This is a genomic window from Paraburkholderia sp. (assembly GCF_035501035.1).
GTDB lineage: Bacteria > Pseudomonadota > Gammaproteobacteria > Burkholderiales > Burkholderiaceae > Paraburkholderia.
In genome coordinates, this window is record NZ_DATJWR010000311.1 from 1 (window position 1) to 24,870 (window position 24,870).

Annotated in this window: 23 protein-coding genes; 14 read left to right on the plus strand and 9 right to left on the minus strand. The window is 67.6% G+C overall.

Annotation, left to right across the window (positions count from 1 at the left end; all coding sequences use genetic code 11):
• A partial coding sequence (locus VMJ11_RS22835) for an HU family DNA-binding protein (protein ID WP_325622029.1) occupies positions 1-253 on the plus strand: 253 nt, incomplete at its 5' end.
• Positions 254-430: 177 nt separating this feature from the next.
• Here VMJ11_RS22835 and VMJ11_RS22840 read toward each other — a convergent pair.
• Positions 431-1,777: a GTP-binding protein gene (locus VMJ11_RS22840; RefSeq protein ID WP_325622031.1), complete on the minus strand. Its 1,347-nt coding sequence runs from the start codon at positions 1,775-1,777 to the stop codon at positions 431-433.
• A gap of 158 nt (positions 1,778-1,935) precedes the next feature.
• Entirely contained in the window at positions 1,936-2,382 is a 447-nt protein-coding gene (locus VMJ11_RS22845) for a lytic transglycosylase domain-containing protein (RefSeq protein WP_325622033.1), read from the minus strand.
• Positions 2,383-2,956: 574 nt separating this feature from the next.
• Between VMJ11_RS22845 and gspD the strand changes: the two genes are divergently transcribed.
• Genes gspD through gspF form a run of 3 tightly spaced genes read left to right on the plus strand, consistent with a single transcriptional unit; the run spans position 2,957 to position 8,063 of the window.
• The gene (gene gspD, locus VMJ11_RS22850) at positions 2,957-5,302 is read left to right on the plus strand and encodes a type II secretion system secretin GspD (protein ID WP_325622035.1); all 2,346 of its coding nucleotides are present in this window, start codon (positions 2,957-2,959) and stop codon (positions 5,300-5,302) included.
• Positions 5,299-6,813: a type II secretion system ATPase GspE gene (gene gspE / locus VMJ11_RS22855; protein WP_325622036.1), complete on the plus strand. Its 1,515-nt coding sequence runs from the start codon at positions 5,299-5,301 to the stop codon at positions 6,811-6,813. Before gspD ends, gspE begins: the two co-directional genes overlap by 4 nt.
• Before the next feature lie 32 nt (positions 6,814-6,845).
• Positions 6,846-8,063, plus strand: a complete 1,218-nt coding sequence (gene gspF / locus VMJ11_RS22860; RefSeq protein WP_325622037.1) for a type II secretion system inner membrane protein GspF — start codon at positions 6,846-6,848, stop codon at positions 8,061-8,063.
• A 41-nt stretch (positions 8,064-8,104) separates the two neighbouring features.
• Here the strand turns inward: gspF and VMJ11_RS22865 are convergent, their stop codons facing one another.
• The gene (locus VMJ11_RS22865) at positions 8,105-8,518 is read right to left on the minus strand and encodes a type II secretion system protein N (RefSeq protein ID WP_325622039.1); all 414 of its coding nucleotides are present in this window, start codon (positions 8,516-8,518) and stop codon (positions 8,105-8,107) included.
• 263 nt (positions 8,519-8,781) lie between these two features.
• On the opposite strand from VMJ11_RS22865, the gene gspG reads away from it, so the two are divergent.
• The 8 genes from gspG to gspN all read left to right on the plus strand — a co-directional run bounded on the left by gspG (position 8,782) and on the right by gspN (position 14,848).
• Positions 8,782-9,219 carry a type II secretion system major pseudopilin GspG gene (gspG, locus tag VMJ11_RS22870; protein ID WP_325622067.1) on the plus strand — a complete coding sequence of 146 codons (438 nt, stop codon included), beginning with the start codon at positions 8,782-8,784 and terminating at the stop codon, positions 9,217-9,219.
• 122 nt (positions 9,220-9,341) lie between these two features.
• Positions 9,342-9,857 (plus strand): GspH/FimT family pseudopilin, encoded by a 516-nt coding sequence (locus tag VMJ11_RS22875; RefSeq protein ID WP_325622041.1) that lies wholly within the window; start codon positions 9,342-9,344, stop codon positions 9,855-9,857.
• Between the two features lies 1 nt (position 9,858).
• The gene (gene gspI / locus VMJ11_RS22880) at positions 9,859-10,293 is read left to right on the plus strand and encodes a type II secretion system minor pseudopilin GspI (RefSeq protein ID WP_325622043.1); all 435 of its coding nucleotides are present in this window, start codon (positions 9,859-9,861) and stop codon (positions 10,291-10,293) included.
• Complete coding sequence (locus VMJ11_RS22885) at positions 10,271-10,954, plus strand: PulJ/GspJ family protein (RefSeq protein WP_325622045.1); 684 nt, start codon at positions 10,271-10,273, stop codon at positions 10,952-10,954. Before gspI ends, VMJ11_RS22885 begins: the two co-directional genes overlap by 23 nt.
• 68 nt (positions 10,955-11,022) lie before the next feature.
• The gene (gspK, locus tag VMJ11_RS22890; protein WP_325622047.1) at positions 11,023-12,102 is read left to right on the plus strand and encodes a type II secretion system minor pseudopilin GspK; all 1,080 of its coding nucleotides are present in this window, start codon (positions 11,023-11,025) and stop codon (positions 12,100-12,102) included.
• A gap of 34 nt (positions 12,103-12,136) precedes the next feature.
• Complete coding sequence (gene gspL / locus VMJ11_RS22895) at positions 12,137-13,522, plus strand: type II secretion system protein GspL (protein ID WP_325622049.1); 1,386 nt, start codon at positions 12,137-12,139, stop codon at positions 13,520-13,522.
• Positions 13,519-14,046: a type II secretion system protein GspM gene (gene gspM, locus VMJ11_RS22900; protein ID WP_414694455.1), complete on the plus strand. Its 528-nt coding sequence runs from the start codon at positions 13,519-13,521 to the stop codon at positions 14,044-14,046. The genes gspL and gspM overlap by 4 nt, the downstream gene beginning before the upstream one ends.
• 22 nt (positions 14,047-14,068) lie before the next feature.
• A complete protein-coding gene (gene gspN, locus VMJ11_RS22905; protein WP_325622051.1) occupies positions 14,069-14,848 on the plus strand; it encodes a type II secretion system protein N in 780 nt (259 codons plus the stop codon).
• Between the two features lie 57 nt (positions 14,849-14,905).
• On the opposite strand, the gene VMJ11_RS22910 is transcribed toward gspN, so the two are convergent.
• Positions 14,906-16,495, minus strand: a complete 1,590-nt coding sequence (locus VMJ11_RS22910; RefSeq protein ID WP_325622053.1) for an efflux transporter outer membrane subunit — start codon at positions 16,493-16,495, stop codon at positions 14,906-14,908.
• Between the two features lie 183 nt (positions 16,496-16,678).
• On the minus strand, positions 16,679-16,990 hold the full coding sequence (locus VMJ11_RS22915; protein ID WP_325622055.1) for a hypothetical protein: 312 nt from the start codon (positions 16,988-16,990) through the stop codon (positions 16,679-16,681).
• A 230-nt stretch (positions 16,991-17,220) separates the two neighbouring features.
• Here VMJ11_RS22915 and VMJ11_RS22920 point away from each other — a divergent pair, with 230 nt between their 5' ends.
• Together VMJ11_RS22920 and VMJ11_RS22925 are read left to right on the plus strand one after the other, a co-directional pair.
• Positions 17,221-17,745: a MarR family transcriptional regulator gene (locus VMJ11_RS22920; RefSeq protein WP_325622057.1), complete on the plus strand. Its 525-nt coding sequence runs from the start codon at positions 17,221-17,223 to the stop codon at positions 17,743-17,745.
• A gap of 149 nt (positions 17,746-17,894) precedes the next feature.
• The gene (locus VMJ11_RS22925) at positions 17,895-19,451 is read left to right on the plus strand and encodes a DHA2 family efflux MFS transporter permease subunit (protein WP_325622059.1); all 1,557 of its coding nucleotides are present in this window, start codon (positions 17,895-17,897) and stop codon (positions 19,449-19,451) included.
• A 230-nt stretch (positions 19,452-19,681) separates the two neighbouring features.
• On the opposite strand, the gene VMJ11_RS22930 is transcribed toward VMJ11_RS22925, so the two are convergent.
• The 4 genes from VMJ11_RS22930 to ada form a co-directional block, all read right to left on the minus strand.
• Positions 19,682-20,164, minus strand: coding sequence for a hypothetical protein (locus VMJ11_RS22930; RefSeq protein ID WP_325622061.1), 483 nt, complete (start codon positions 20,162-20,164; stop codon positions 19,682-19,684).
• A gap of 218 nt (positions 20,165-20,382) precedes the next feature.
• Positions 20,383-22,005, minus strand: a complete 1,623-nt coding sequence (gshA, locus tag VMJ11_RS22935) for a glutamate--cysteine ligase (RefSeq protein ID WP_325622063.1) — start codon at positions 22,003-22,005, stop codon at positions 20,383-20,385.
• 191 nt (positions 22,006-22,196) lie between these two features.
• Entirely contained in the window at positions 22,197-23,204 is a 1,008-nt protein-coding gene (locus tag VMJ11_RS22940) for a DNA-3-methyladenine glycosylase family protein (RefSeq protein ID WP_325622071.1), read from the minus strand.
• A gap of 74 nt (positions 23,205-23,278) precedes the next feature.
• The gene (gene ada / locus VMJ11_RS22945) at positions 23,279-24,502 is read right to left on the minus strand and encodes a bifunctional DNA-binding transcriptional regulator/O6-methylguanine-DNA methyltransferase Ada (RefSeq protein WP_325622065.1); all 1,224 of its coding nucleotides are present in this window, start codon (positions 24,500-24,502) and stop codon (positions 23,279-23,281) included.
• Between the last annotated feature and the right edge of the window lie 368 nt (positions 24,503-24,870).

Consider the following 24,870-nt stretch of genomic DNA (forward strand, 5'->3'; position numbering starts at 1 on the left):
TGTCGCAGCACAGACGGGCGCTAGCAAGGCACAAACCGGCGAGACGCTGGACACGCTCCTCGAGGTGATCAAGAAGTCCGTGTCGAAGGGCGACGCGGTTCAGCTGATCGGCTTCGGCAGCTTCGGTTCGGGCAAGCGCGCGGCACGTACGGGCCGCAACCCGAAGACCGGCGAAACCATCAAGATTCCCGCTGCCAAGACCGTCAAGTTCACGGCTGGCAAGGCGTTCAAGGACGCCGTCAACAAGCGCTAAAGCATTGCCGCTTTAAGTTGACACCCGCCCCTGGCGGGTTTTTTTCGCCTGCGCGGCCCAACGCGCGAAGCGTGCCGGGCGCGCGTTGCCCGGGCGTAAAGACAGACGGCGCCGCAGGTTTGCGGCGCCGTCGTTGGCTGGTTGCTTGTTGACCGTTCGTTGGTCGCGTCGTTTCGCTCAGTCTGGACGGTGCACGATTTCGCCGTGCGCGCCGCCGTGATCGTGGTCGTGATCGTGGTCTTCGTCGTCGAGCTCCCACGAGGGGAACGGGTCCGCGTAACCCTGCCAGACATCGGGGCCTGCCGCATATTCCGCATCGGTGAGCAGGCACGCGTCGAGCTTCGAGCGCCACGCGTCCCGCTCGAGGTCCACGCCGATCATCACCAGTTCCTGCCGGCGGTCGCCGATGCTCGGATCGTCGAGGTCGCCGAACCAGTCGGCGGCGATTTCGCTTTCGAGCTCGGCGTCTTGCGGCCACTGCGCGCGCGGCAGCGCGGCCCACCAGGTGCCGGCAGGACCGTGACGGCACACGCCGCCCGCCTGCGAGAGCGCGCCCGTCACGTCGTTGCGCGTGGCGAGCCAGAAAAAGCCCTTGGAGCGCAACACGCCCTTCCACTCCTGGTTCAGCAGCGTCCAGAAACGCTCGGGATGAAACGGCCGGCGCGAGCGATAAACGAAGTTGCTGATGCCGTACGCGTCCGCTTCATTGCGCGGCGCGTGGGCATGCGCCGGATCGTGGCAGTGCGAAGGGTCGTCGCACGCGTCATGGTCATGCTCGTGCAGCGATGCGAGCCAGCCCGGTGCGCTCGATGCCGCGTCGAAATCAAAGCGGCCTGTGTTGATCACCTCTTCGAGCGGCACGGCGCCGAAGCGGCTCACCACCTGCACCGCCCGTGGATTGATGCGCGCGAGAATGTGCTGCAGGCGCGCGAGCTCGTCCTCGCTCACGAGGTCGGCCTTGTTCAGCACCAGCACGTCGCAGAACTCCACCTGCTCGACCAGCAGTTCGACGATCGTGCGGTCGTCTTCTTCGCTCGCCGCGACGCCGCGTTCCGCAAGCTGCTCGGCGCTCGCGTAGTCGCGCAGGAAGTTGAACGCGTCGACCACGGTCACCATCGTGTCGAGGCGAGCGAACTCGCCGGGCGCGGCCCCATCGTCGCCGGCGAACGTGAAGGTTTCGGCGATCGGCATGGGTTCAGCGACGCCCGTCGATTCGATCACGATGGCGTCGAAGCGCTGCCCGGCGCGCGCCGGGTCGGCGAGCTGCCGGATCTCGGTGAGCAGGTCGTCGCGCAGCGTGCAGCAGATGCAGCCGTTCGACATCTCGACGAGACGCTCCTCGACATGCGAGAGCGCCGAGGCGTCGCGCACCAGCGCGGCGTCGATATTCACGGAGGCGAGGTCGTTGACGATGACCGCCACGCGCAGGCCGGCGCGGTTCGAGAGAATGTGGTTGAGCAACGTGGTCTTGCCCGCGCCCAGAAAACCGGAGAGCACGGTGACGGGCAGTGGCGGCTGGTTCATCGCAGTGAGGTGCAGAAAGTGAAAACGGGGAGTGGAGTGGCGAACGCCGCGCGCATGGGCGCGGCGCCAGCCGACATTTTGCACCATGCACGCGCGCCGCGCAGAGCCCGTGCCGCTTTGGGGTGCGAGCGCGCTGCGCTCACCGCGCTACTACACCACTACTGCATCAGCTTCCACTTGCGCAGGATAGCGGCGATCTGCTGTGCGTACTGGTCGCGCAGCGCGGGCGTTTCGGAATGGTAGGCGCCCACCGCGGCCCACGTGTTGCCGTACTTGTTCATCTTCTGACGCAGATGCCACGCGGCGATATAGACGTTCTTGCAGGGCTCCATCAGCGTGCTGGTCGAAATGCCGTATTGCGAGAGCGACGGCAGATGGACGGAATTGATCTGCATCACGCCGTAGTCGGTCGAACCGTTCGCATTCCTGTGTACCGCGTCGGGCTGGTTGTGCGATTCCTGCCAGGCGATCGCGCGCAGGATCAACGGATTGACCTTTTGGTAGCGCGCGGCCTCGTCGAAGCAGTCCGCGTGCGCGAGCGTGCTGGCGCACGCGATGGCGAGCATCACGGCGGCGCTGAGCGTTGCGGACCAGGTGGCTTTCATTGGCGTTCGCGCGAGAGAGGCAGATGGAAGATAAAGGGTTGAAACGGGCGGCGCAACCGTTGCGCGGCCAACGAACGGGCCCGTGCAGCTTCAAGAATGGCGAAATCTCTCGCTGCCTGACGTGAATTCCGACAAATTCTGCGGCAATTCCTGTCAGCGTGAAAGCCGCGCGGCAGCGGCGTTCGGCGGTGCTTCGGGCCGCAGGTATGATACCGGTCGTCGATCGCGCGTCAAGCTGGCTGGCCGGGCAAGCCGAGGCGCCGCAAGCGAAGGAAAATTCGCGCGACGAGGCTCGCGAGGCGCCCGAATGCTTACAAATAGCTTGAGAATGGCGGCTGAAGCGGCTTTGGGATTAGAAGATTTCCCCAGTGAGCCCTTTTTTGTGACAAATTGGACACGAAAAACTGCTACTGTTCCAACTTTTGTTGACCAACGGATGTCCGGGTTGGGGAGTACCGGCGCCGGGACCGGTCGGGAAAGCACAGGCGAGGCGGCCCTTCGGCCGTACGTCGAGGACGAATGGCCGCGCGCGTCTGCCGCCGGCTTCGATATGACACCCATGAGAAGAACTCGTATGGCTTTGCGTCGCGTCGCCACGGCGCTGCTCGTGAGCGGACTGATTTCGGCGCAGCTTGCGCACGCACAAGTCACGCTCAATTTCGTCAACGCCGATATCGACCAGGTGGCGAAGGCGATTGGCGCCGCCACCGGCAAAACGATCATCGTCGATCCGCGCGTGAAGGGGCAGCTCAATCTCGTCTCCGAGAACCCCGTGCCCGAGGACCAGGCGCTCAAGACCTTGCAGTCGGCGCTGCGCATGCAGGGCTTCTCGCTCGTACAGGACCACGGCGTGCTGAAGGTCGTGCCCGAGGCCGACGCCAAGCTGCAGGGCGTGCCGACCTACGTCGGCAACGCGCCCACCGCGCGCGGCGACCAGGTGGTGACGCAGGTCTTCACGCTCAGGAACGAGTCGGCGAACAACCTGCTGCCCGTGCTGCGCCCGCTCATCTCGCCGAACAACACGATTGCCGCCTATCCGGCCAACAACTCGCTCGTCGTGACCGACTACGCGGACAACGTGCGCCGCATCGCCGCGATCATCGCGGGCGTCGACACGGCGGCGGGCCAGCAGGTGGTCGTGGTGCCGCTCAGGAACGCGAACGCGCTCGACATCGCGCCCACGCTGCAAAAGATGCTCGACCCGGGCGCGATCGGCGGCTCGGACCCGACGCTCAAGGTCACCGTGATCGCCGACCCGCGCACGAACTCGGTCATGCTGCGCGCCTCGAACGCGCAGCGCCTCGCCGCTGCCAAAGAGCTCGCCAAACAGCTCGACGCCCCCACGAGCCAGCCCGGCAACATGCATGTCGTGGCGCTGCGCAACGCCAATGCCGTCACGCTCGCGAAAACGCTGCGCGGCATGATGGGCAAGGGCGGCAGCGACACGTCGTCGAGCGGCAACGCCAATGGTTTCAACCAGAGCGGCAGCAGCAACAGCAGCACGTCGACCGGTACTTCCGGCACGCCGCCGCTGCCGAGCGGCTCGCTTGGCTCGAGTTCGTCGTCGAGCAGCCCGATGTCGGGCAGCGGCAGCTCGTCGAACATCAACACCAACGCGCCGTTTCTCGGCGACAACAGCAAGGAGAGCGAGGAAGACACGGGCGGCGGCGGCATGATCCAGGCCGACGCCGCGACGAATTCGCTCATCATCACCGCGCCGGATGCGGTTTACCGCAACCTGCGCACCGTGATCGACCAGCTCGACGTGCGCCGCCCGCAGGTTTACATCGAAGCGCTGATCGTCGAGCTGAACTCGAACACGAACGCGAACCTCGGTATTCAGTGGCAGGTCGCGAGCGGCAATGTGTACGCGGGGACCAATCTCGCCACCGGCAGCGGCAACAGCATCATCAACCTGACGGCGGCGGCGGTGGCCAACGGCGCGACCGGAGGCCTCGCAGGCGCGCTCGCGACCAGCAACCTCCAGCAGGGCCTGAACGTGGGCTGGATACACAACATCTTCGGCGTGCAGGGGCTCGGCGCGCTGCTGCAGGCGCTGTCGCAAACGAGCGACGCCAACGTGCTCTCCACGCCTAACCTCATCACGCTCGACAACCAGGAAGCGAAGATCGTCGTCGGTACGAACGTGCCGATCCAGACGGGCTCGTATTCGAACCTCACGAGCGGCACGACGAGCACGGCGTTCAATACCTACGACCGCGTCGACGTCGGCCTGACGCTGCACATCAAGCCGCAGATCACCGAGGGCGGCATCCTGAAGCTGCAGCTGTATACGGAAGATTCGGCGATCGTGGCCGGCACGACCAACGCGACGACGAACCCGGCCGGCCCCGAATTCACGAAGCGTTCGATCCAGTCGACCGTGCTTGCCGACAACGGCGAGATCATCGTCCTCGGCGGCCTGATGCAGGACAACTACCAGGTCAGCAACAGCAAGGTGCCGCTGCTCGGCGACATTCCGTGGATCGGCCAGCTGTTCCGCTCGGAAAACAAGACACGCGAGAAGACCAACCTCATGGTGTTCCTGCGTCCGGTGATCATCAGCGATCGCGACACGGCGCTCGCGGTGACGTCGAATCGCTACGACTACATCCAGGGCATCACGGGCGCGTTCAAGTCCGATAACAACCTGATGAAGGACAGGGACGACCCGGTGGTGCCGCCGATGCCGCTCGGCCCGAGCGAAGGCGGATCGGCGTTGAACCTGTTCGATCTCGACAAGATGCGGCGTGAGCAGGTGGTACGGTCGCTGCCCGTGGCGCCCGCAAACGGCGCGCAGATGCAGCCGGCTGATCCCGCGCAGAGCGCGCCAGCACAGACAATGCCCACGCAATCCGTGCCCGGGCAAGACCCATCGGCACAACAGCCGCTCGTCACCCAGCCGAGGACGCAGCCTTGAGCACGTCCGACACGCCCCGCCCGTCTGCGCAGGCCGGCCACGACGGCGCGGAGCCTCGGGAGGCGCCCTCGCCGCTCGCGGCGCGGCTCGTGCCGTACGGCTTCGCGAAGAGCGGGCAGATTCTCGTCGCGCAGCAGCACGCTGACGGGCTCGAAGTGTGGATCAGCGAGCGCACCTCGGGTGCGGCGATTGCCGAAGTCGCGCGCAATTTCGGCGCGTTTTCGCTCGTGCGCGTGCCCGCCGACGAGCTCGCGCAGGCCATCAACCAGGCCTACGCGCGCCATGACGGCAGCGCGGCCCAGGTGGTGGGCGAAGTGGAAGGCGAAGTCGATCTCTCGCGCCTGATGCAGGACATTCCCGAAGTGGAAGACCTGCTCGAATCCGAAGACGACGCGCCCATCATCCGCATGATCAATGCGCTCCTCACTCAGGCCGCGCGCGAGCAGGCATCGGATATCCACATCGAGCCGTTCGAAAATGCCTCGGTGGTGCGCTTTCGCGTGGACGGCACGCTGCGCGACGTCGTGCGGCCGAAGAAGGCGCTGCACGGCGCGCTGATCTCGCGCATCAAGATCATGGCGCAGCTCGACATCGCCGAGAAACGCCTGCCCCAGGACGGCCGCATCACGCTGCGCGTGGGCGGGCGTCCGGTGGACGTGCGCGTGTCCACGCTGCCCACGGGCCACGGCGAACGCGCGGTGCTGCGTCTGCTCGAAAAGGACGCGCAGCGCCTGAATCTCGAAACGCTCGGCATGGCCGCCGACACGCTCGCGAAGTTCGACCAGCTGATCGCGAAGCCGCACGGCATCGTGCTCGTGACCGGGCCCACAGGCTCGGGCAAGACGACCACGCTTTACGCTTCGATGTCGCGCCTCGAAACCGCGACGACCAACATCATGACCGTGGAAGACCCGATCGAGTACGACCTCTCGGGCATCGGCCAGACCCAGGTGAACGAGCGCATCGGCATGACGTTCGCGCGCGCGCTGCGCTCGATCCTGCGTCAGGATCCGGACATCATCATGATCGGTGAAATCCGCGACCTCGAAACCGCGCAGATCGCCGTGCAGGCCTCGCTCACCGGCCACCTCGTGCTCGCGACGCTGCACACCAACGATGCAGCGTCCGCCGTCACGCGTCTCACGGACATGGGCGTGGAGCCGTATCTGCTCGCCTCTTCGCTGCTCGGCGTGCTCGCGCAGCGGCTCGTGCGCCAGCTCTGCCCGCTTTGCAAGGAAGAGCACGTGGAAGACGACGGCACGAAGCGCTGGCACCCGGTGGGCTGCGAGCGTTGCAGCCACTCCGGCTACACGGGCCGGCGCGGCGTGTACGAACTGCTGCTCATCGACGAGCCGATTCGCGCGCTCATTCACCGCAACGCCGCCGACGCGGAAATTTTCGCGGCCGGGCGCGCGCAGGGCATGCGCACGCTGCGCGAAGACGGCGAGCGCTGGCTCGACGCCGGCAGGACCTCGCTCGAAGAAGTGCTGCGCGTGACGGGCGGCGCATGATGGATAGCCAATAAGCGGAGGCGATCAGCAAGATGCCGGCATTTCGCTTCGAAGCCATCGACGCCACGGGCAAGGCGCAAAAAGGCGTGCTCGACGCCGATAGCGCACGCGGCGCGCGCGTGCAGTTGCGCGGCCAGGGCCTTACGCCGCTCGTGGTCGAACCGGCCGCGAGCCGCACGCGCGGCGCGCGCCAGCAACGGCTCGCGCTCGGGCGCAGGCTCTCCACGCGCGAGCAGGCGATTCTCACGCGCCAGCTCGCGAGCCTGCTGGTGGCGGGCCTGCCGCTCGGCGAGGCGCTCGCGGTGCTCACCGAGCAGGCCGAGCGCGACTACATACGCGAACTGATGGCGGCCATTCGCGCGGAGGTGCTGGGCGGCCACTCGCTCGCGAGCGCGCTCGAGCAGCATCCGCGCGACTTTCCGGATATCTACCGTGCGCTCGTGGCGGCTGGCGAGCATACCGGCAAGCTTGGCATCGTGCTCTCGCGTCTGGCCGACTACATCGAGCAGCGCAACGCGCTCAAGCAGAAGATCGTGCTCGCGTTCACGTATCCGACGATCGTGACGATCATCGCGTTCGGCATCGTCACGTTCTTGCTGAGCTACGTGGTGCCGCAGGTCGTGAACGTGTTCGCGAGCACCAGGCAGCAACTGCCCTTTTTGACCATCGTGATGATGGCGCTCTCGGCGTTCGTGCGTGAGTGGTGGTGGGCGGTGCTGATCGCCGTGGCGCTGGTTGCGTGGATCGTGCGCGCGACCTTGCGCCGGCCTGGCCCGCGCCTCGCGTTCGACCGCTGGATGCTCACCGCACCGCTTGCGGGCAAGCTCGTTCGCGGCTACAACACCGTGCGCTTTGCGAGCACGCTAGGCATTCTCTCCGCAGCGGGCGTGCCGATCCTGCGCGCGCTGCAGGCGGCGGGCGAGACGCTCTCGAACAAGGCGATGCGCGCGAACATCGACGAAGCCATCGTGCGCGTGCGCGAAGGCACGTCGCTCTCTCGCGCGCTCGGCAATACGAAGACGTTTCCGCCCGTGCTCGTGCACCTGATCCGCTCGGGCGAGGCGACCGGCGACGTGACGACGATGCTCGACCGCGCGGCCGAAGGCGAGGCACGCGAGCTCGAGCGGCGCACGATGTTCCTCACGAGCCTGCTCGAACCGCTCCTGATCCTGGCGATGGGGGGCGTGGTGCTCGTGATCGTGCTCGCGGTGATGCTGCCGATCATCGAGCTGAACAACCTCGTGCAGTAAGGGGTACGAACTGCACGAGGCGCGGCGCTAGCGCGTGAAATTCAGCGCATATAGATGGTGGGGCCGGCGGCGTTGGGCGGCAGGAAAATTTCGGAGTGCACGCCGTGGCGGTCGATGACGATCGAGCGGGGGCGCACTTCGGCGAGCGTGGAGTTCTGGTCGATCGGGCCGCCGAGCGAGATGGCCTTCGCCGGTTCGCCGCCCACGCTCACGATGGCCGCGGCGCCCTGCGTGAGCGCGAGGATGCCGAAGAGGTGAATGTCCTGCACGGGGTTGCGCTCGAGCTTGCCGCCGAACAGCGTGCCGGCCTGGTCGAGCGAAACGGGTGCCTGTGCTGCGGCCGCCTGCACCGGCGCCGCGCGATTCGTGGCGAGCGTGATAGTCCACCACGTGGTCGTGGCGCAGAACACCGCAAATGCGGCGAGGGAGAGGAGGCGGATTTGCAGTGGGTTCATCCGCTCATTGTACGAAGGTTTATGAATTTTTTGATGTGCGCGTTTGCCATGCCTCCAGAGCATGATAAAGGCGTCATCGTGTGACATTACAATGACCCGTCACGCGTGCGGCGGCCGCAGCGAAAGCAACGGCAAGCTGCATCGCGCTCGGGGCAAAGCGCGGCGCGCGAGGCGTACGCCGCAACCATATCTAGTGAGGGAGGAAGGAAGTCATGTCCATGTGGGCCAAACGGCGTGCCGAAGTCGGGGAACCGCGCGAGCCGATGCGCGAAGGAATGCGCGCGCGCCGCCAACGCGGTTTCACGCTCATCGAAATCATGGTCGTGATCGCGATCCTCGGCATTCTGGCCGCGCTGATCGTGCCGAAGATCATGAGTCGTCCCGATGAAGCGCGCCGCGTCGCCGCGCGCCAGGACATCGGCACGATCATGCAGGCGCTCAAGCTGTACCGTCTCGACAACGGCCGCTATCCCACCCAGGACCAGGGGCTGCAGTCGCTCGTGCAGAAGCCGACCACCGACCCGGTGCCGAACAACTGGAAGGACGGCGGCTATCTGGAGCGCCTGCCCAACGATCCCTGGGGCAATGCTTACCAGTATCTGAATCCGGGTGTGCACGGCGAGATCGACGTGTTCAGCTACGGCGCCGACGGCAAGCCCGGCGGTGAGGGAAACGACGCCGACGTAGGGTCCTGGCAGTAGCGACTGTGCCCTCCGGCACGCGAGGCGGCTTCGATCCCGCCTCGCGCAGCCCGGCTGCGGCGCGTTCTCACCCGTATCTGCATCCGTCGTCAGCCAGTTAGCCAATCAGCCAGCCTGCATTCATGCAACAGCGCCGCCCTTCCCCACGCCGGGACCGCCGATACCCACGCGCGAGCAAACGCTCGCGCGCGGCGGGCTTCACGCTGCTCGAAATGCTCGTCGTGCTGCTGATCGCGGGACTGCTCATCTCGCTCGCTTCGCTCACGCTCTCGCGCAATCCGCGCACGGACCTGAACGAAGAGGCACAGCGCCTCGCGCTCCTGTTCGAATCGGCGGGCGACGAGGCGCAAGTGCGCGCGCGGCCCATCGCGTGGGAGCCGCTCCCGGGCGGCTTTCGCTTCGACGTTCGCACCGAGGACGGCTGGCGACCGCTGCGCGACGATCTGCTCGGCGAGCGCCGCTGGGAAGGCGGCGTGACGAACGTGGCGATCACCTACCCCGGCAGCGACGAGACGCGCGCGAGCCGGCTCGTGTTCGGCACCGAGGCCGTCGATGTGCCGGTGCAGGTGACGCTCTTCTCGGCGGCGGGCAGCGCGACGATCGTCGGCACCGGCACCGGCCGTTTCGAGGTGCGCTGACATGCTCAGTCCTAAGCGTGGTGAAGTGCGCGCGAGCCTGCGCCGCCGCGGCACTCGGCTCGTTCGCGCGCGCGGCTTCACGATGATCGAGGTACTGGTTGCGCTCGCAATCATCGCGATCGCCCTCGCCGCTTCGATGCGCGCCGTAGGCAATCTCGCCGCGAGCGAGGCCGATCTGCACGACCGCCTGCTTGCGGGCTGGAGCGCCGACAACACGCTTGCGCAGCTGCGTCTCGCGCACACGTGGCCCGATATCGGCGAGCGTCGCTTCGACTGCTCGCAGGGCAATCTGCGTCTGACCTGCACGCAGCACGTCACGGCCACGCCCAACCCCATTTTTCGCCGCGTGGAGGTGTCGGTGACGACGCCCGGCCGCGCCGGCAATCTCGCGCAACTCGTCACGGTGCTCGCCAATGAGACAAACCGCTCGCTGTGACCGCGCGAGGCGCACCGGCGGCGCGGGCGGCTTCACGCTGATCGAACTGCTCGTGGCGATTGCCATTCTCGCCGTGGTGGCGCTGCTCGCGTGGCGCGGCCTCGACGCGATCGTGCGCGGCCGCGAGACCATCACGCGCTCGATGGCTGAAGAGCGCGTGTTCGCGCAGATGTTCGACCAGATGCGTATCGATGCGCGCGAAGCCGCTTCCGACGACGAAGCGGGCGGCCTCGCCGTCTCGCTCGAAGGCGGCGCGCTGCAGATCGTGCGCGCGTTCGCGGTACCGCCCGGCGCCGCGCCGCGCCTGCAGGTCGTGCGTTACCGCGTGACGGACGGCGAGGTCGTGCGCTATGCGTCGCCGCCACTAGCCAATCTCGGGGAGCTGCGGCGCTCGCTGCGCGGCGGCGAAAGCGGCGACTGGAGCGCGCTGCCGATGATGCGCGGCGTGGATGTCATCAACGCGCGGCTCTATGTGCCGAAAACCGGCTGGACCTCGAACATGCAGGACGTGCGCGCGCAGTTGACCGACAACAACAACGGTCTCAAGGTGCCGCAGCTTGGCAACGCACCGGCGCCGCGCGCGGTAACGGGCTTGCAGGTGAGCGTCGGTTCGCGCTCGCTGGCGCAGCCGGTGACCCGTGTGTTCCTGGTGGGGGAATGACGTTGCGCACACAACGGATCTCCGCCAAGCGACTGACGCGTGCCCCGCGCGTCCTGCGCGCATCGCGCATGCGCTCGCGTACCGAGCGCGGCGCGGCAATCATCAGCGCGCTGCTGGTCGTCGCGCTCTCGGCGATCCTCGTCTCGGGCATGCTGTGGCGTCAGCAGGTGCAGTTGCGCCGCATCGAGAACCAGCGCCTCCTGGCCCAGGCGCAATGGATCGCGCGCGGCGCGCTCGACTGGACGCGCCTCGTGCTGCGCTCCGAAGCGGATACGTCGGCTGGCATCACTTATCTCGGCGGTGCGTGGGGCGTGCCGCTCGCGAAAACGCGCCTATCCGACTTCCTCGGCCAGATCGGCGAGGTGCGCGCCGATCAGGGCGCGGACACCTGGCTTTCGGGCTCGATCGAGGACGCCCAGGCGCGCTTCAACCTGCGCGATCTCGTCGCGAGCACGGCGCCAGGCTCGCTGCAATTGAACCTCACGCAGATCGAGGCATTCGCGCGCCTCTTGCAGATACTCGGCATCGACCCGCAGCTCGCGAAGAACACCGCCGTGTATCTGCGCTCGGGTCTCGCCTACTCCGTCACGCGCTTTCAGACGCAAAGCACGGCCACGAGCGGCACGTCGCAGACCCAGACGCTCGCAGGCGGCGGCTCGACGGGCGGCGGCACGTACACCGACAACCCGGGCCTCGCCGATGCCGATACCAACAGCGCCGTCGCGCCGCTCGTGATGACGAGCGTGGATTCGCTGCTCGACGTGCCCGGCTTCACGCCCGAAGCCGTGGCGCGGCTGCGCCCGTTCGTCACGATCCTGCCTACCGTGACGCCCGTGAACATGAACACCGCGAGCGCCGAGGTGATCGCGTCCATCGTGACGGGCATGAATCTATCGAGCGCGCAGGCCTTCGTCGCGCATCGGCAGAACGTATTCTTTCGCAACGTGGGCGATGTGCAGCTCGCGCTCGAAGGCGTCGGCGTGAAGCAGGTCTCGATCGACACCACGCAGATGGACGTCAACACGAGCTATTTTCTGGTGCACGGGCGCGTGCAGCACGAGCGCGCCGTGGTGGACCGCACGACGCTCGTCTGGCGCGACCCCCTCACCCATACGACGCGCATCGTGCGCGTTCGCGACGAACCATGAATCCGTCCCCGACCAACATCGAAAAGAGGTGCGTTTGAGCACGCTGATCGTTCTCATGCCGCCCCGCGACCCGGCGGTCCACTCGCAGGAATGGCAACTGCCGGAACTGCCGTTCGTGCTGCTCGACAAGGCTGGCAACACGCAGCGTGCGGGCCGCGCGACGCTCGGGCTGCTGCCGAAGGCCTCGGCCGCCATCCTGCTGATCGCCGCACGCGACCTGCTCACGCTCGCCGCGGTCGTGCCGCCGCTCAAGGGGCCGCGGTTGCGCCAGGCGTTGCCGAACGTGGTCGAGGATCATCTGATCCAGGATGCGCAGACCTGCCATCTCGCGCTCGATCCGCAGCGTCTTCCCGATGGACGCCAGGTCGTCGCGGCCATCGATCGCGGCTGGTTTCGCTTCCTCGTGGAGGGCTTCACCGCTGCGGGACACCGCAATCTGCGCGCGGTGCCGGTAGCGCGCTGCCTGCCTGTGGCGCAAGCGGCCGAATCGGCTGGGCCAGCTGAACCAATTGAACCGGTTGAACCGGCCAAGGCGCGCGGGGCAAGCAATGCTCCGGGCACGAACACGCCTGCGCTCGAACCCGTCACCGCGTGCGTGCTCGGGCGGGTCGTCTCCACCGCGCCGACGCTGCTGCCGGGCGGCGCGCCGGAGCCGGCGGCGGCCACCCCGGATACGGCGCTCGAACTCGCGATCGTACGCGGCGCGCTGGCCGAGGGCTTCGCGGTGCCGCCCGCAAGCGTTGCCGCGACCGTCGCGGCGCTCGCCGGCGAGGCGCCGGTCTCGGGCTATATTCTGACCAACCTGCCGGGCGAGCCGGCGAGCGCCGCCGCGCGCACGTCGTTGCTGGCCGCGCTGCCGGGCGCGCAAACGCTCGCCTTCGAGGCCCTCGCGCGCCGCGCCCTTGCCTGCCGCTTCGACCTTTGCCAGTTCGAATTCGCCGCGCAGCCGTGGCGCCTCGACCGTGCGACGCTGCGCCGCCTGCGCGTGCCGATCGCACTCGTGGCGGCGTCGCTCGCCGTCGCTGTCGTGGGTGCGAACGTGCAGTGGCTCATGATGGCGCGCCAGCGCGACGCCATCAGCGCGCAGATGACCGAGCTGCTTCTCAATGCATTCCCGAAGACCACGGTCGTACTCGACCCGGCCGGACAGATGTCGCGCCAGTTGCAGCAGTTGCGCCTCGCCGCGGGCGAGCCCTCGCCCGACGACTTCCTCGCGCTCTCCGACGGCCTCGCGCGCTCGCTCGGGCCCGTGCCGGCCAACGGCATCGCGGCGCTCGACTACCACGACCGGCGTCTGGACGTGACCTTCAAACCAGGCGTCAACGTCGACGCCGATCTCGCGAGGCGGCTCGCGCGCAACGGCCTCGCGGGCACGGCGGATGCCAGCACGGGCAAGTGGACCATCAGGAGCGCATCGTGAAGACAACGGCTGTGAACGGCGCATGGGCCGAAGCCTGGACCGGTTTCTGGGAAGCGCGCACGCCGCGCGAAAAGATGCTGCTGACGTGGGGCGGCGCGGTGCTCGCGGTGGCGATAGGCTGGTCGGTGTTGTGGCAGCCCGCCGCCGACGGCCGCGCGCGCCTGCGCGAGACGCTGCCCGCGATGCAACGCTCGCTCGCACAGATGACGGCCCAGGCCGACGAGGCGCGCGCCCTGGCCGGTGCGGCGGCGAGCGTCGCGCCGGGTGGCCAGGCGCTCAAGGACGCGCTCACGGCCTCGCTCGCCGCTCACGCGCTTTCGGGCGCACAGGTGCCGCAAGTGCAATTGATCGGCACGACGGTGCAGGTGCAGATGAAGAACGTATCGTTCGCCGCGTGGACCGCGTGGCTCGACGACGTGCGCAAGCAATTCAAGGTGCAGGTGGTCGAGGCGCACGTGAGCGCGCTGAAGGCCGACGGCCAGGTCGACCTGACGGCCTCGCTGCAACCGGCGAATACGCGCTGACGCACGCCGTGGAGATCGCTACATGACTTACTGGATGCGGCGCCTGCGCGCCGCGTTGCCCTGGTTGATCGTGGGCGTGCTGTCGAGCGGCGTGGTGATGCTCGCGCGCCTGCCCGCGGCCTGGATCGCTCCGCAGTTCGCACGCGCGACGCAAGGACACGTGAATCTCGTCGATCCCGAGGGCTCGCTCTGGAACGGTTCCGCCACGCTGATGCTCGCCGCGGGCCACGACGCGAGCGGTGCGACGCTGCTACCTGGGCGCATTGTCTGGCGCACGGCGTTCTGGCCGCTCTTCGTCGCGCGCGTGCGCATGCAGATGCTGCAGACCGAGGCGATGCCCGACGCGGTGACGCTCGAGGCCACGCTGCGCGGTGCGAACGTGAGCGCGGGCGAGATCGCCGTGCCGGCCTCGCTGCTTGCGGGCCTGGGCGCCCCCTTCAACACGCTCGATCTGGACGGCAAGGTGCGGCTCGCGTGGAGCCCGTGGCGTACCTTCGGCGCCGAGGCGTTCGGCCGACTGACCGTCTCGCTCGCCGACATGAGTTCGCGCGTTTCGCTCGTGAAGCCGCTCGGCACGTATCAGGTGGTGGTGCAGGCGCAGGGGGCCTCGTCGACGCTCGATCTCTCGACGCAAAAGGGACCGCTGTTGCTCGACGGGCACGGCATGTTCTCGCGCGCGTCGGCCTCGTTTCAGGGCACCGCGAGCGCGGCGCCGGAGCAGCGCGACAACCTGGCGGGCCTTTTGAACCTGCTCGGCCGGCCGAGCGGTCCGGGCACCGTCGCGCTGACATTCATGCGTTGAGCGCGCGCCCCGAGGGGCGCGCCGCGCTTCTATCCGCTTTCTGCCCGTTTTTGCTCGTTAATGTGGCTGCGCGGCAGTCGCACTCGGCGGCACGGATCCGTCGATCGTCGCCGAAGCGGCAGCCGCAGATGCCGCCGCCGGCGCGGCCACGCTGCCGGTTTCGCGGTCCATCTGCGAGACGTCCCAGCCGCCGCCGAGCGCCTTCACGAGCCCGACCGACGACACCATCCGTTCGCCGCCGATGCTCGCGAGCTTCTGCTGCGCGGTGAACGCCGTGGTCTGCGCGGAGAGCACGTTCTGGAAATCGGTTGTGCCCGCCTTGTACTCGTTCGTGACGATTGCGAGCGCGTGCTGCGCCGATTCGACCGCCTGCTGCTGCACGACGATTTCCTGGCCGAGGATGCGCTGCGAAGCGAGGTTGTCCTCCACGTCCTGGAACGCGGCGAGCACCGTCTGGCGGTAGGTGGCCACCTGCTCGTCGTAAGCCGCGCGCGCGGCTTCGGTCTGCGCGCTGCGCAGGCCGGCGTCGAAGATCGTGCCGGCAAGCGAGGGCCCGAGCGTCCAGAAGCGCGAGGGCATCTGCAGGAGCTGCGAGAACACCGAGCTTTCGAAGCCGCCGCTCGCGGAAAGCGTGAGCGACGGGAAGTACGCCGAGATGGCGACGCCGATCTGCTCGTTGGCGGCCGCGGCCTTGCGCTCGGCCGAGGCGATGTCGGGACGGCGCTCGAGCAGCGCCGAAGGCATCGAGAGCGGCACGACGGGCGGCGTGGCGGTGAGCGGCGACGGGGGGATCGAGAACGTCGACGCCGGCTGGCCGACCAGCACGGCGATCGCGTGCTCGTCCTGGGCACGCGCCACGCCGTTGTCGATCGCGGCGGCCTGGGCCGACTGCAGCTGCGTTTGCGCCTGGATCACATCGGCGCGTCCCGCCACGCCTTGCGCGTACTGATTCTGCGTGAGTTGCAGCGACTTCTGGTAGGCGAGCACGGTATCGTCGAGCAGCTTCTGCTGGGAGTCGAGCGAGCGCAACGTGAAGTACGTCTGCGCGAGCGTGCCCTGGGCGGAGAGGCGCGCGTTTGCGAGATCGGCGGCGGCGCTCTGCTGGCTCGCCTCCTGCGAGCTGACCGTGCGGCTCACCTTGCCCCAGTGGTCCGGTTCCCAGGTGGCGTCGAGCCCCAGGTTGACGTTGTTCGTGATCGTGCCGCTCGGGAAGCTGCCGCTCGCGTTGGACACGCGCGTGGGCGTGCGCGAGCGCGTGCCCGAGAACGAACCGCTGATCACCGGGAAGTACGCCGCACGCGCTTCGCCCACGAGCGCGCGCGCCTGGCGATAGGCGGCGGCGTACTGCGCGACGGTCTGGTTGTTGGCGTTGAGCTGATCCATCAGCGCGTTGAGCGGCGCGTCGTCGTAGATGAGCCACCAGGCGCCGCGATCGGCGGTATCGGCGGGTTGCGCGACCTTCCAGCCTTCGGGCGTTTCCTTGAACGAAGCCGGCACCGCGGCGGCGGGCCGGTGATAGTCGGGGCCGACGGCACAGCCGGTCAGCTGGAACGTGAGCGCGGCGGCCGCGCACAGCAAGGCGAGCGTGGGCGCGCGGCGCGCCCCGGGCCCGGCGGCGAAACCGGGGAGGACGAAACGGCAAGGCATGCAAGAATTCCTGTCGATGCGGTCGGCGCCAGGTCAGGCGGCCAGCCGCGCGGCGTGCTGCCTGTGGGCGCACACGGGTTTGTCGCGTGGCGGCAATCGTAGCGCACGCGCCGCGCGCTGCGCGGAATCCGAAAGCTTACGCGTTGGAAGGCTTGGCGAGTGTTACGGTGCGTGGCGCGCAGATTACGCGTCGTTACGACGGCGCTTCGGCGCGCGGCACACGAGCTGGCCGCCGCCGCATGTCGGCGTAGGCATCGCAGCCGCCGGCATGACCGGCACGACGGCCCCCGCCGACGCCGTCTCGCGCTGCGCGCGCCGGCGCCGTGCCCACACCATCGCGACCACGGCGAGCGAGCCGCCGGGCAGCGCGAACATGGCCGTGTACAACGCGAGCTTGCGCCAGCGCGACGACGCGCCGGCCTTCGCGAACGTGAGGCGGGCGATGTCGGTGACGGAGCGGCCGAGGCCGCCGAGCGCGTTGATCAGATAAAGCATGGCGCGGTGCGCGAAATGGTGAGCAGGAAGAATAGAGTTGATTGCCTGTCATAATATTGACTATGCAATCAAATCACAACGTGCTTTGCGCTGCGTCAATCGATCCGTTGTTTTTTTGCGCCGCTCGCAGTGCCCGCCGCGTGCGTGATTGCCCATCGATTTATCTGCCTGAGCAGCGAAACAACCGGCTATAATTCGCTCGTTTTCGAGATGCAGCAAAGCGAATTGTCATGAGCGACGGTCTTTTCGTTCCGGCGAAGGTTGGCGTCGAGCCGAGTCTCGGCTATTTCCTCTCGACTGCGCGCAACGTGCTCGCGGGGCGTATGGATCGCGCGGTTGCGCCGCTTGGGCTTACGTCGTCGCAAATCGGCGTGATTCTCCTGCTGTGGTTCGAGCGCGCTCGCACGCCCAATGAGATGTCGCGGGTGCTGTCGTACGACACGGGCTCGATGACGCGCATGCTCGACCGACTCGAGAAGAAGGGCTTTCTCGTGCGCCAGCGCAGCCAGGCAGACCGGCGCGTGGTGGAACTCGTGCTCACGCAGCAGGGCCGTGAAGCGGCGCAGCAACTGCCCGATCTGATCGCCGCGGTGATGACCGAGCAACTGCGCGGCTTCGCGCCCGACGAAGTCACGACGCTCGTCCATTTGCTGCAACGCTTCATCGCCAATGACAGTTCGACCATCCCCCTATGCGGGTCCGTGGACGACGCCGGCAACGCGGAGAAAACGCCCACACCGGGGAATAGCGGCTAGAAAGCAGCGCGTCGCGCGGCAGCGCAGCACGCGCCTTATTTTGAACATTTCACTGTCTGGGCAGAAAATGCACAGACACGCAATGGCGGACCGGCGCACGCAGGCGGTTTCCTGCAACGGCAACGGATTGCCAGTTAAGGACACGGAACATGGACGCTTCCCTCCCGGTGCCCGCACAGGCCGAACCCGCACCGTTTTCCGGCGGCACGCTGGCGCTGCTCACGGTCGGGCTCGCACTCGGCACGTTCATGGAGGTGCTGGACACCTCGATCGCGAACGTGGCTGTGCCGACCATTTCGGGCAATCTGGGCGTGGCCAACAGCCAGGGCACATGGGTCATCTCGTCGTATTCGGTCGCCTCCGCCATCGCGGTTCCGCTCACGGGCTGGCTCGCGCGCCGCGTGGGCGAAGTGCGCCTCTTCACGCTCTCGGTGCTGCTCTTCACGCTGGCTTCGGCAGCGTGCGGCTTCGCTGCGAACTTCGAGACGCTCATCGCGTTCCGGCTCGTGCAGGGGCTCGTTTCCGGGCCGATGGTGCCGCTTTCGCAAACCATCCTCATGCGCTCGTATCCACCGGCCAAGCGCGGCCTCGCGCTAGGGCTCTGGGCGATGACCGTGATCGTCGCGCCGATCTTCGGACCGGTGATGGGCGGCTGGATCACGGACAACTACACCTGGCCGTGGATCTTCTACATCAACGTGCCGATCGGTCTGTTCTCGGGCATCTGCGCGTACCTGCTGCTGCGCGGACGCGAGACGAAGACGACGAAGCAGCGCATCGACGCCGTGGGCCTCGCGCTGCTCGTGATCGGCGTGTCATGCCTGCAGATGATGCTCGACCTCGGCAAGGACCGCGACTGGTTCAACTCGACGTTCATCGTCACGCTCGCCATCGTCGCGGCGGTGTCGCTCGCGTTCATGCTCGCGTGGGAGGCGACGGAGAAAGAGCCCGTGGTCGACCTCTCGCTCTTTCGCGACCGCAACTTCGCGCTCGGCGCGATGATCATCTCGTTCGGCTTCATGGCCTTCTTCGGCTCGGTCGTGATCTTCCCGCTCTGGCTGCAGACCGTGATGGGCTACACCGCGGGGCTCGCGGGCCTCGCGACCGCACCGGTGGGCTTGCTCGCCCTCGTTCTCTCGCCGCTCATCGGGCGCAACATGCACCGGCTCGACCTGCGCATGGTCGCGAGCTTCGCCTTTATCGTGTTCGCGGTCGTCTCGCTCTGGAACTCCACGTTCACGCTCGACGTGCCGTTCAACCACGTGATCCTGCCGCGTCTCGTGCAGGGCATCGGCGTGGCCTGCTTCTTCGTGCCGATGACGACCATCACGCTGTCGAGCATTTCCGACGAGCGCCTTGCGAGCGCGGCGGGCCTTTCGAACTTTCTGCGCACGCTTTCGGGCGCGATCGGCACGGCCGTGAGCACGACGTTCTGGGAAGATGCCGCGATCTATCACCACGCCCGGCTTTCCGAATCGGTGAGCCAGTATTCGCAGAACACGATCGCCTACCAGGATGCACTTGCGAGCCTCGGCTACGCGGGCCAGAGTCTCACCGCGAGGCTCAACGACGTCGTGACGACGCAGGGCTACATGATGGCCACCAACGACTTCTTCCGCATTTCCTGCGTGATGTTCGTCGTGCTGGCTGTGCTGGTGTGGGTGACGAAGCCGAAAAAAGGCGCGGGCGCGGCGATGGGCCATTGATGCTCTCGCAGCCGGCAGGTGCGCATGATGGCCGCACGGCCGGCTCTTCAACGCCAGCGCCAGCGCAGACGAATGCGCCCAGCCCTTGGCGCCCCGTTCCTTCCTTCGATCGGACGACGCTTCGATCGGCAATCGATTCGAATCGATTCGAATCGATTCGATTAGCAATCCGTGGCGGGAGGCTTGCGCCCTGGCCGCGAGTCAACCGCGGCCAGGGCCATCGGCAGGGATCAACGCGCGCTGGACGCGGGTTCAGCGACAGCCGCGCCGCTCACGCCAGCCGTGTCGCCGCCTGCGCCCGTGGTGGTGTCGCCGGGAATGGGCGCATCGACGCCCGTGCGCACGAACTGCTTGAACGCCGCGCCCGCCGACCAGGGGTTGGGCTTGCAGCCGAGCGAACTGTCACAGTGCGCGGCGAAGCCGATCGTGGCGGTGCCGTCGCTGTTGGCGGACTTCGTGATCTCATACGCGAGCAGGCGCCTGCCGCCGCCCGGCCCCGATGTCTGGATCAGCGTGTCGGTCACGGTCTGCACTTCGTACTTCGAATGACTGCGCACCCAGTCCTGGGCGCGTTGCCACCAGAGATCGCATTCCGCCTTGTTCGAGCAGGTGAGCGGCGCGGTCGCGATCTGCATGACGTCGGGATTGACCTGCCCGCTCGACGTGCAGGCCGCAGCCGTCGCGCACAGCAGGATCGCAAGCATTCGTTTCATCGCGTGGGTTCCTCCCAGAGTGTGCCGCGCGGCGCGCGGCCCGTGCGTTTTTTGGTGTTCACAGCTTCGTTCGCGAGGCGTGGTTATCGCGAACCCGTTGAAGGGTCCGGCAACGCAACGCCTACCCTGATTGGACCGCATTTGCGCATGGGTGTTGCGAGCAAATGCGGTGCCTGGGGCGAATGCAATGGGATGAGCGCGCCGCAGCGGCGCATGGCTCAGACGCTGAAGCGATTGAGCGTATAAGCGCGATACGCGGCGACGAAGGCATCGAACGAGCCGACTTCGTCGCGTTCGAGTTGCGCCTGCTCCGCGAGCGACTGGCGCGCGAGCGCTTCGAACTGCGCTGTGGCGGCGGCGTCGAGCGGACGCTCGAGGAATTGCGCGGCGTGCCGTTCGCTTTGCGCGAGTGAGAACTGCAGGAAGGACTGCCTGGTATCGCGCATTGCCTGCAGCACGCGCGCCGAAGGCGTGAGCGAGGGGTCGGCAAGCTTCTCGCGTTGTGCCGCGAGTGCGCGCGCATGCTCGTCGCCGCCTCGCACCGCGTCGAGCGTAGCCGCCGCGCGGCCGATCTTGTCGAACAACTCACCGGCCCAGTCATGCAGCGACACGTCCTTGCCGTCACGCTTCAAGGCGAGGCCAGGGCGGCGCCCTTCTTTCGTCACACGACCGAAATTCGCATTCGATTCGAGGCAGGCTTCGGAGGGCAGGAGCGGGCTCTCGTCGAGCGCGCACGCAAGCAGGTAGGCATCGAGAAAACGCGCGGTTTCGAGCGAGATGCCGGTGGGCTCGAACGGATCGATGTCCATGCAGCGCACCTCGACGTACTGCACGCCGCGCGCGGCGAGCGCATGCAGCGGCCGCTCGCCGGGATGCGTCACGCGCTTGGGGCGGATCGTCGAGTAGAACTCGTTTTCGATTTGCAGCACGTTCGTGTTGATCTGCACCCACTCGCCGTCGCGATGCGTGCCGATCGCCTCGTACGGCGGATACGGCTGGCTCACGGCCTGCGCGAGCGCGTCGAGATAGCCCGACAGCGTGTCGTAGTCGGCGCGCAGCGCGGACTGGCCCGTGGTGTTCGAATAGCCGAGGTCGCTCATGCGCAGGCTCGTTGCATACGGCAGATAGAGCGTATCGGCGTCGAACGCCTCGAGCTTGTGCTCGCGGCCGCGCAGGAAGCGCGCATCGAGCGCCGGCGACGCGCCGAACAAGTACATCAGCAGCCAGTTCGTGCGGCGGAAATTGCGGATCAGCGCGAGATAGCGCTCCGACTGGTATTCGGTGAGCGTGGCCGTCGACTGGTGATGCGCGTGCAGCGCGCGCCACACGTCTTCGTTAAGCGAATAGTTGTAGTGAATGCCGGCGATGCACTGCATCGTGCGCCCGTAACGCAGTGCGAGGCCCATGCGGTAGACGTACTTGAGCCGGCCGATGTTCGAGCTGCCATAGCGCGCGATGGGAATGTCGTCGTCGGTGTCGGGCAAGAGGCCTGGCATCGACGAATTCCAGAGCAGCTCACCATCGCGCGCGAGCACGGTATAGACGTAGCGATGGAGCTCGTCGAGCTTCTCGAGCGTGATCGACGGGTCCTGCTCCGCAGGCGTGATGATCTCGATCAGCGCTTCCGAATAGTCGGTCGTGAGCGACGGATGCGTGAGCGCCGAACCGAGCGCCACGGCGTGCGGCGTCGTGGCGAGACGGCCGTCGTGCGTCACGCGCAGGCTCTCCTTCTCGATGCCGCGCAGGCCGCGCGTGAGCGCGTCGCGATGCGGCCCGTCGCCCAGCACGGCAAGGCGCTGGGAGAGAACGTCGTTCGTGCGTGTAGAGGTCGTGTCTGGCATTGAGGCTGGTCGGGCTCGGGTCGGCGGCGCGGTGCTGCGCGCGCCTGGCGGCCGGGATTCTTTTCGGTAGCGGGCACTTTAACATCTAGCCGGAAGACCTGCTTGAGGCTGCTTCGGGCACGGTTTTGCGCGCGCCGCCGTGCGCTCGCACCGGAGCGACGCCGCCGCGCCCCTGCGTGTTGCCCTTGCGCTCAGCCGCCGCGCGCCGCGCCCGCGCGGTCGGCGATTTCGTTCCACAGATGCATGGCCGCGTAAGCGCGCCAGGGGCGCCATGTGTCGGTGCGCGTGCGCTGCTGCGTCGCGCGCACGAGCGCCGGATCGCGCGCCGCGATCGCCTGCATGAGCACGAGATCGGTGGCCGGCCACGCGTTCGCGTCGCGCCACGCGCGCATGGCGACGTACTCGACCGTCCACGGGCCGATGCCCGGCAACGCGAGCAACGCGGCGCGCATGGCGTCGAGGTCGTTGGATGCCGACGCCGCCAACGTTAAAGCGTCGATTCGTCTGTCTTGACGTTTTCCGCGTGGCTGCGGCGTATTGTCCGCGCGAGCATCTTTGGATCGATTTGCGACGCTGTTGTCGTTGCGTTCGTCCTTGCGTTCGATGACGACCGCGCCGCTCGCCACGGCCTGCGCGAAGCCCTGCAACGCCGCGACGCGCTTGCCCGGCATGCCGATGCCCGCGAGATCGGCGGTGGCGAGCGCGGCGGGTGTCGGAAAGCGCCACGCGGTGCGCGCGTGCTCATGGGCGTCGATGCGTTTGCCCACGCGCTCGACGAGGCGCCCGACGATCGTCGTCGCCGCTTTCACGCTCACCTGCTGGCCGACGATCGCGCGCACCACGAGTTCGAAGCCGGACCATGCGCCGGGCACGCGCAGGCCCGGCACGGCCGCGACGAGCGGCGCGAGCCACGGATCGGCGCGCAGATGCGCGGCGATCGCGGCGGGATCGGCCTGCAGGTCGAACATGCGCGAGAGCGGCGCGGCGAGCGCCGCCGCGTGCGCGCTGACGGGCCCGTCGATCTGCACGACGAGGCAATGCTTGCGCGCATGTCGACGCACGGCGAGCGTGCCGCTCGCGCCGTTGAAGTCGATCGCGCGCAGCCAGGCGCCGTCCTCCACGGCTTCGACGCCTGGCGTCGCCCGGCCGCTGAAAAAGCGCAGCACGCGCGGCCAGTCGTACGGCGCCCGAAACGGCAGTTCGAGCGTGGCGCTTTGCGTTTGCGCTGGTGCTTGCGATTGGGATTGCGCTCGGGGTTGCGGGGCGATGGCGCTCAAGCGGCGGTCTCCGGCGTGTTGGCGCGATTCGGGGCGGGTCGGACGCCCTTCATGCCCTTTTTGGGTTGCGGTGTGGGGCCGCTTGCCTGGATGGCATCGGCGTGCGTGCCGCCATGATGCATCTCGCCCGCGCGCGCCTCGGCGTCGATGAGCGCCGCCTTGCGTTCGAGCCCCCACCGATAACCGGCCAGCGAGCCGCCCTTCTGCACGACGCGATGGCACGGAATCGCCAGCGCCACCGGGTTTGACGCGCAGGCGCTCGCGACGGCGCGCACTGCGCGCGGTGCCCCGAGCGTCTCGGCGATCTGCGTGTAGCTGCGCGTCTCGCCGTAGGGAATGCGCTGGAGGGCGGCCCAGACGCGCTGCTGGAACGCCGTCGCGGCAACGTCGAGCGGCAGGTCGAAACGCTCGCTGCGGCCGTGCAGGTAAGCGTCGATCTGCGCGACGAAAGGCGCGATGGCTGCGGCGTCCTCGACGCATTGCGCGTTCGCGAAATCGGCCGTGAGGCCTGCGGCGAGCGTCGCGCTGTCGTCGTCGAACGCGATCCGGCAGATGCCCTTCGCGGTGGCTGCGATCAGCACGAAGCCGAGCGGCGTGGGCGCACAGGCGTAGCGGATCGTCAGCCCCGCGCCCTTGCGGCGATACGCGGAGGGCGCCATGCCGAGCTCGCCCGGCACGCTGTGATAGAGCCGCGACGAGGAGCCAAAGCCGGCATCGGCGCTCGCGCGCGTGACGTCGATGCCCTCGCCGAGCGCGTCGCGCAGCACGGCGCCGCGCCGCGCTGCCTGGTATTGGCGCGGCGAGACGCCCAGCACGCGCTTGAAGAGGCGCTGCAGGTGAAACGGGCTCAGGTGGACGGCGTCGCCCAGTTGCGCGAGCGTGAGGCGTTGCTGCGGGTCGGCGTCGAGGGCCTCGCACGCACGTCGCACGATTTCGAGTTCGCGCGGCAGGCCGCCCGGGCGGCAGCGCTTGCATTCGCGATAGCCGGCGGCACGGGCGCCGTCGGCATCGGCGAAAAATTCGATGTTTTCGCGTCGCGGCAACCGCGACGCGCAGGACGGGCGGCAAAACACGCCCGTGGTGCGCACGGCGTAGAAGAACGCGCCGTCGGCGCGGGCGTCGCGCGAGGTGACGGCCTGCCAGCGTGCGGCGTCGGTCGTCCACTCGCCGTTTGGCGCGGCGACGGCGTTCCCGGGTTTCACATGCGGGACGGCGGTCATGTCATGACTCCTCGAAGTGCCTGTCTGGATGGCCCCACTGTAGCCTCACGTACCGGCCATGACGCGCCGGATCTTGCGCTGTCATTGACGTCGGTGTCTGTCGCGATCTGGCACGTTTTTGACCTTCGGTGAATCCCTGGTGGCGGTTTGTGAGTTCCCGTGCGACAAAATAGCCACATTGCGGGTTTTCCCTTAAAAAGTTGTTGCGTCGCGTCAGACGGCTGTGTATAGTTGGACCTGTCTCCTCCATGTCTCCTCCTGATATGGATTAAGCCCGCTCACAGCAGCGGGCTTTTTTTCGTCCAGCGTTTTCCTGCCTTCTGCCAGCGAGCGGTCGTTCGCCGCCAGCTTGTTGCCAGTTCGTCCCG

Excerpts from the sequence above, each read along its gene's own strand:
- VMJ11_RS22840 (WP_325622031.1), bottom strand. The coding sequence starts at position 1,777 with ATGAACCAGCCGCCACTGCCCGTCACCGTGCTCTCCGGTTTTCTGGGC.
- VMJ11_RS22845 (WP_325622033.1), bottom strand. The coding sequence starts at position 2,382 with ATGAAAGCCACCTGGTCCGCAACGCTCAGCGCCGCCGTGATGCTCGCC.
- gspD (WP_325622035.1), top strand. The coding sequence starts at position 2,957 with ATGGCTTTGCGTCGCGTCGCCACGGCGCTGCTCGTGAGCGGACTGATT.
- gspF (WP_325622037.1), top strand. The coding sequence starts at position 6,846 with ATGCCGGCATTTCGCTTCGAAGCCATCGACGCCACGGGCAAGGCGCAA.
- VMJ11_RS22865 (WP_325622039.1), bottom strand. The coding sequence starts at position 8,518 with ATGAACCCACTGCAAATCCGCCTCCTCTCCCTCGCCGCATTTGCGGTG.
- gspG (WP_325622067.1), top strand. The coding sequence starts at position 8,782 with ATGCGCGAAGGAATGCGCGCGCGCCGCCAACGCGGTTTCACGCTCATC.
- VMJ11_RS22875 (WP_325622041.1), top strand. The coding sequence starts at position 9,342 with ATGCAACAGCGCCGCCCTTCCCCACGCCGGGACCGCCGATACCCACGC.
- gspI (WP_325622043.1), top strand. The coding sequence starts at position 9,859 with ATGCTCAGTCCTAAGCGTGGTGAAGTGCGCGCGAGCCTGCGCCGCCGC.
- VMJ11_RS22885 (WP_325622045.1), top strand. The coding sequence starts at position 10,271 with ATGAGACAAACCGCTCGCTGTGACCGCGCGAGGCGCACCGGCGGCGCG.
- gspK (WP_325622047.1), top strand. The coding sequence starts at position 11,023 with ATGCGCTCGCGTACCGAGCGCGGCGCGGCAATCATCAGCGCGCTGCTG.
- gspN (WP_325622051.1), top strand. The coding sequence starts at position 14,069 with ATGACTTACTGGATGCGGCGCCTGCGCGCCGCGTTGCCCTGGTTGATC.
- VMJ11_RS22910 (WP_325622053.1), bottom strand. The coding sequence starts at position 16,495 with ATGCCTTGCCGTTTCGTCCTCCCCGGTTTCGCCGCCGGGCCCGGGGCG.
- VMJ11_RS22915 (WP_325622055.1), bottom strand. The coding sequence starts at position 16,990 with ATGCTTTATCTGATCAACGCGCTCGGCGGCCTCGGCCGCTCCGTCACC.
- VMJ11_RS22920 (WP_325622057.1), top strand. The coding sequence starts at position 17,221 with ATGAGCGACGGTCTTTTCGTTCCGGCGAAGGTTGGCGTCGAGCCGAGT.
- VMJ11_RS22925 (WP_325622059.1), top strand. The coding sequence starts at position 17,895 with ATGGACGCTTCCCTCCCGGTGCCCGCACAGGCCGAACCCGCACCGTTT.
- VMJ11_RS22930 (WP_325622061.1), bottom strand. The coding sequence starts at position 20,164 with ATGAAACGAATGCTTGCGATCCTGCTGTGCGCGACGGCTGCGGCCTGC.
- gshA (WP_325622063.1), bottom strand. The coding sequence starts at position 22,005 with ATGCCAGACACGACCTCTACACGCACGAACGACGTTCTCTCCCAGCGC.
- ada (WP_325622065.1), bottom strand. The coding sequence starts at position 24,502 with ATGACCGCCGTCCCGCATGTGAAACCCGGGAACGCCGTCGCCGCGCCA.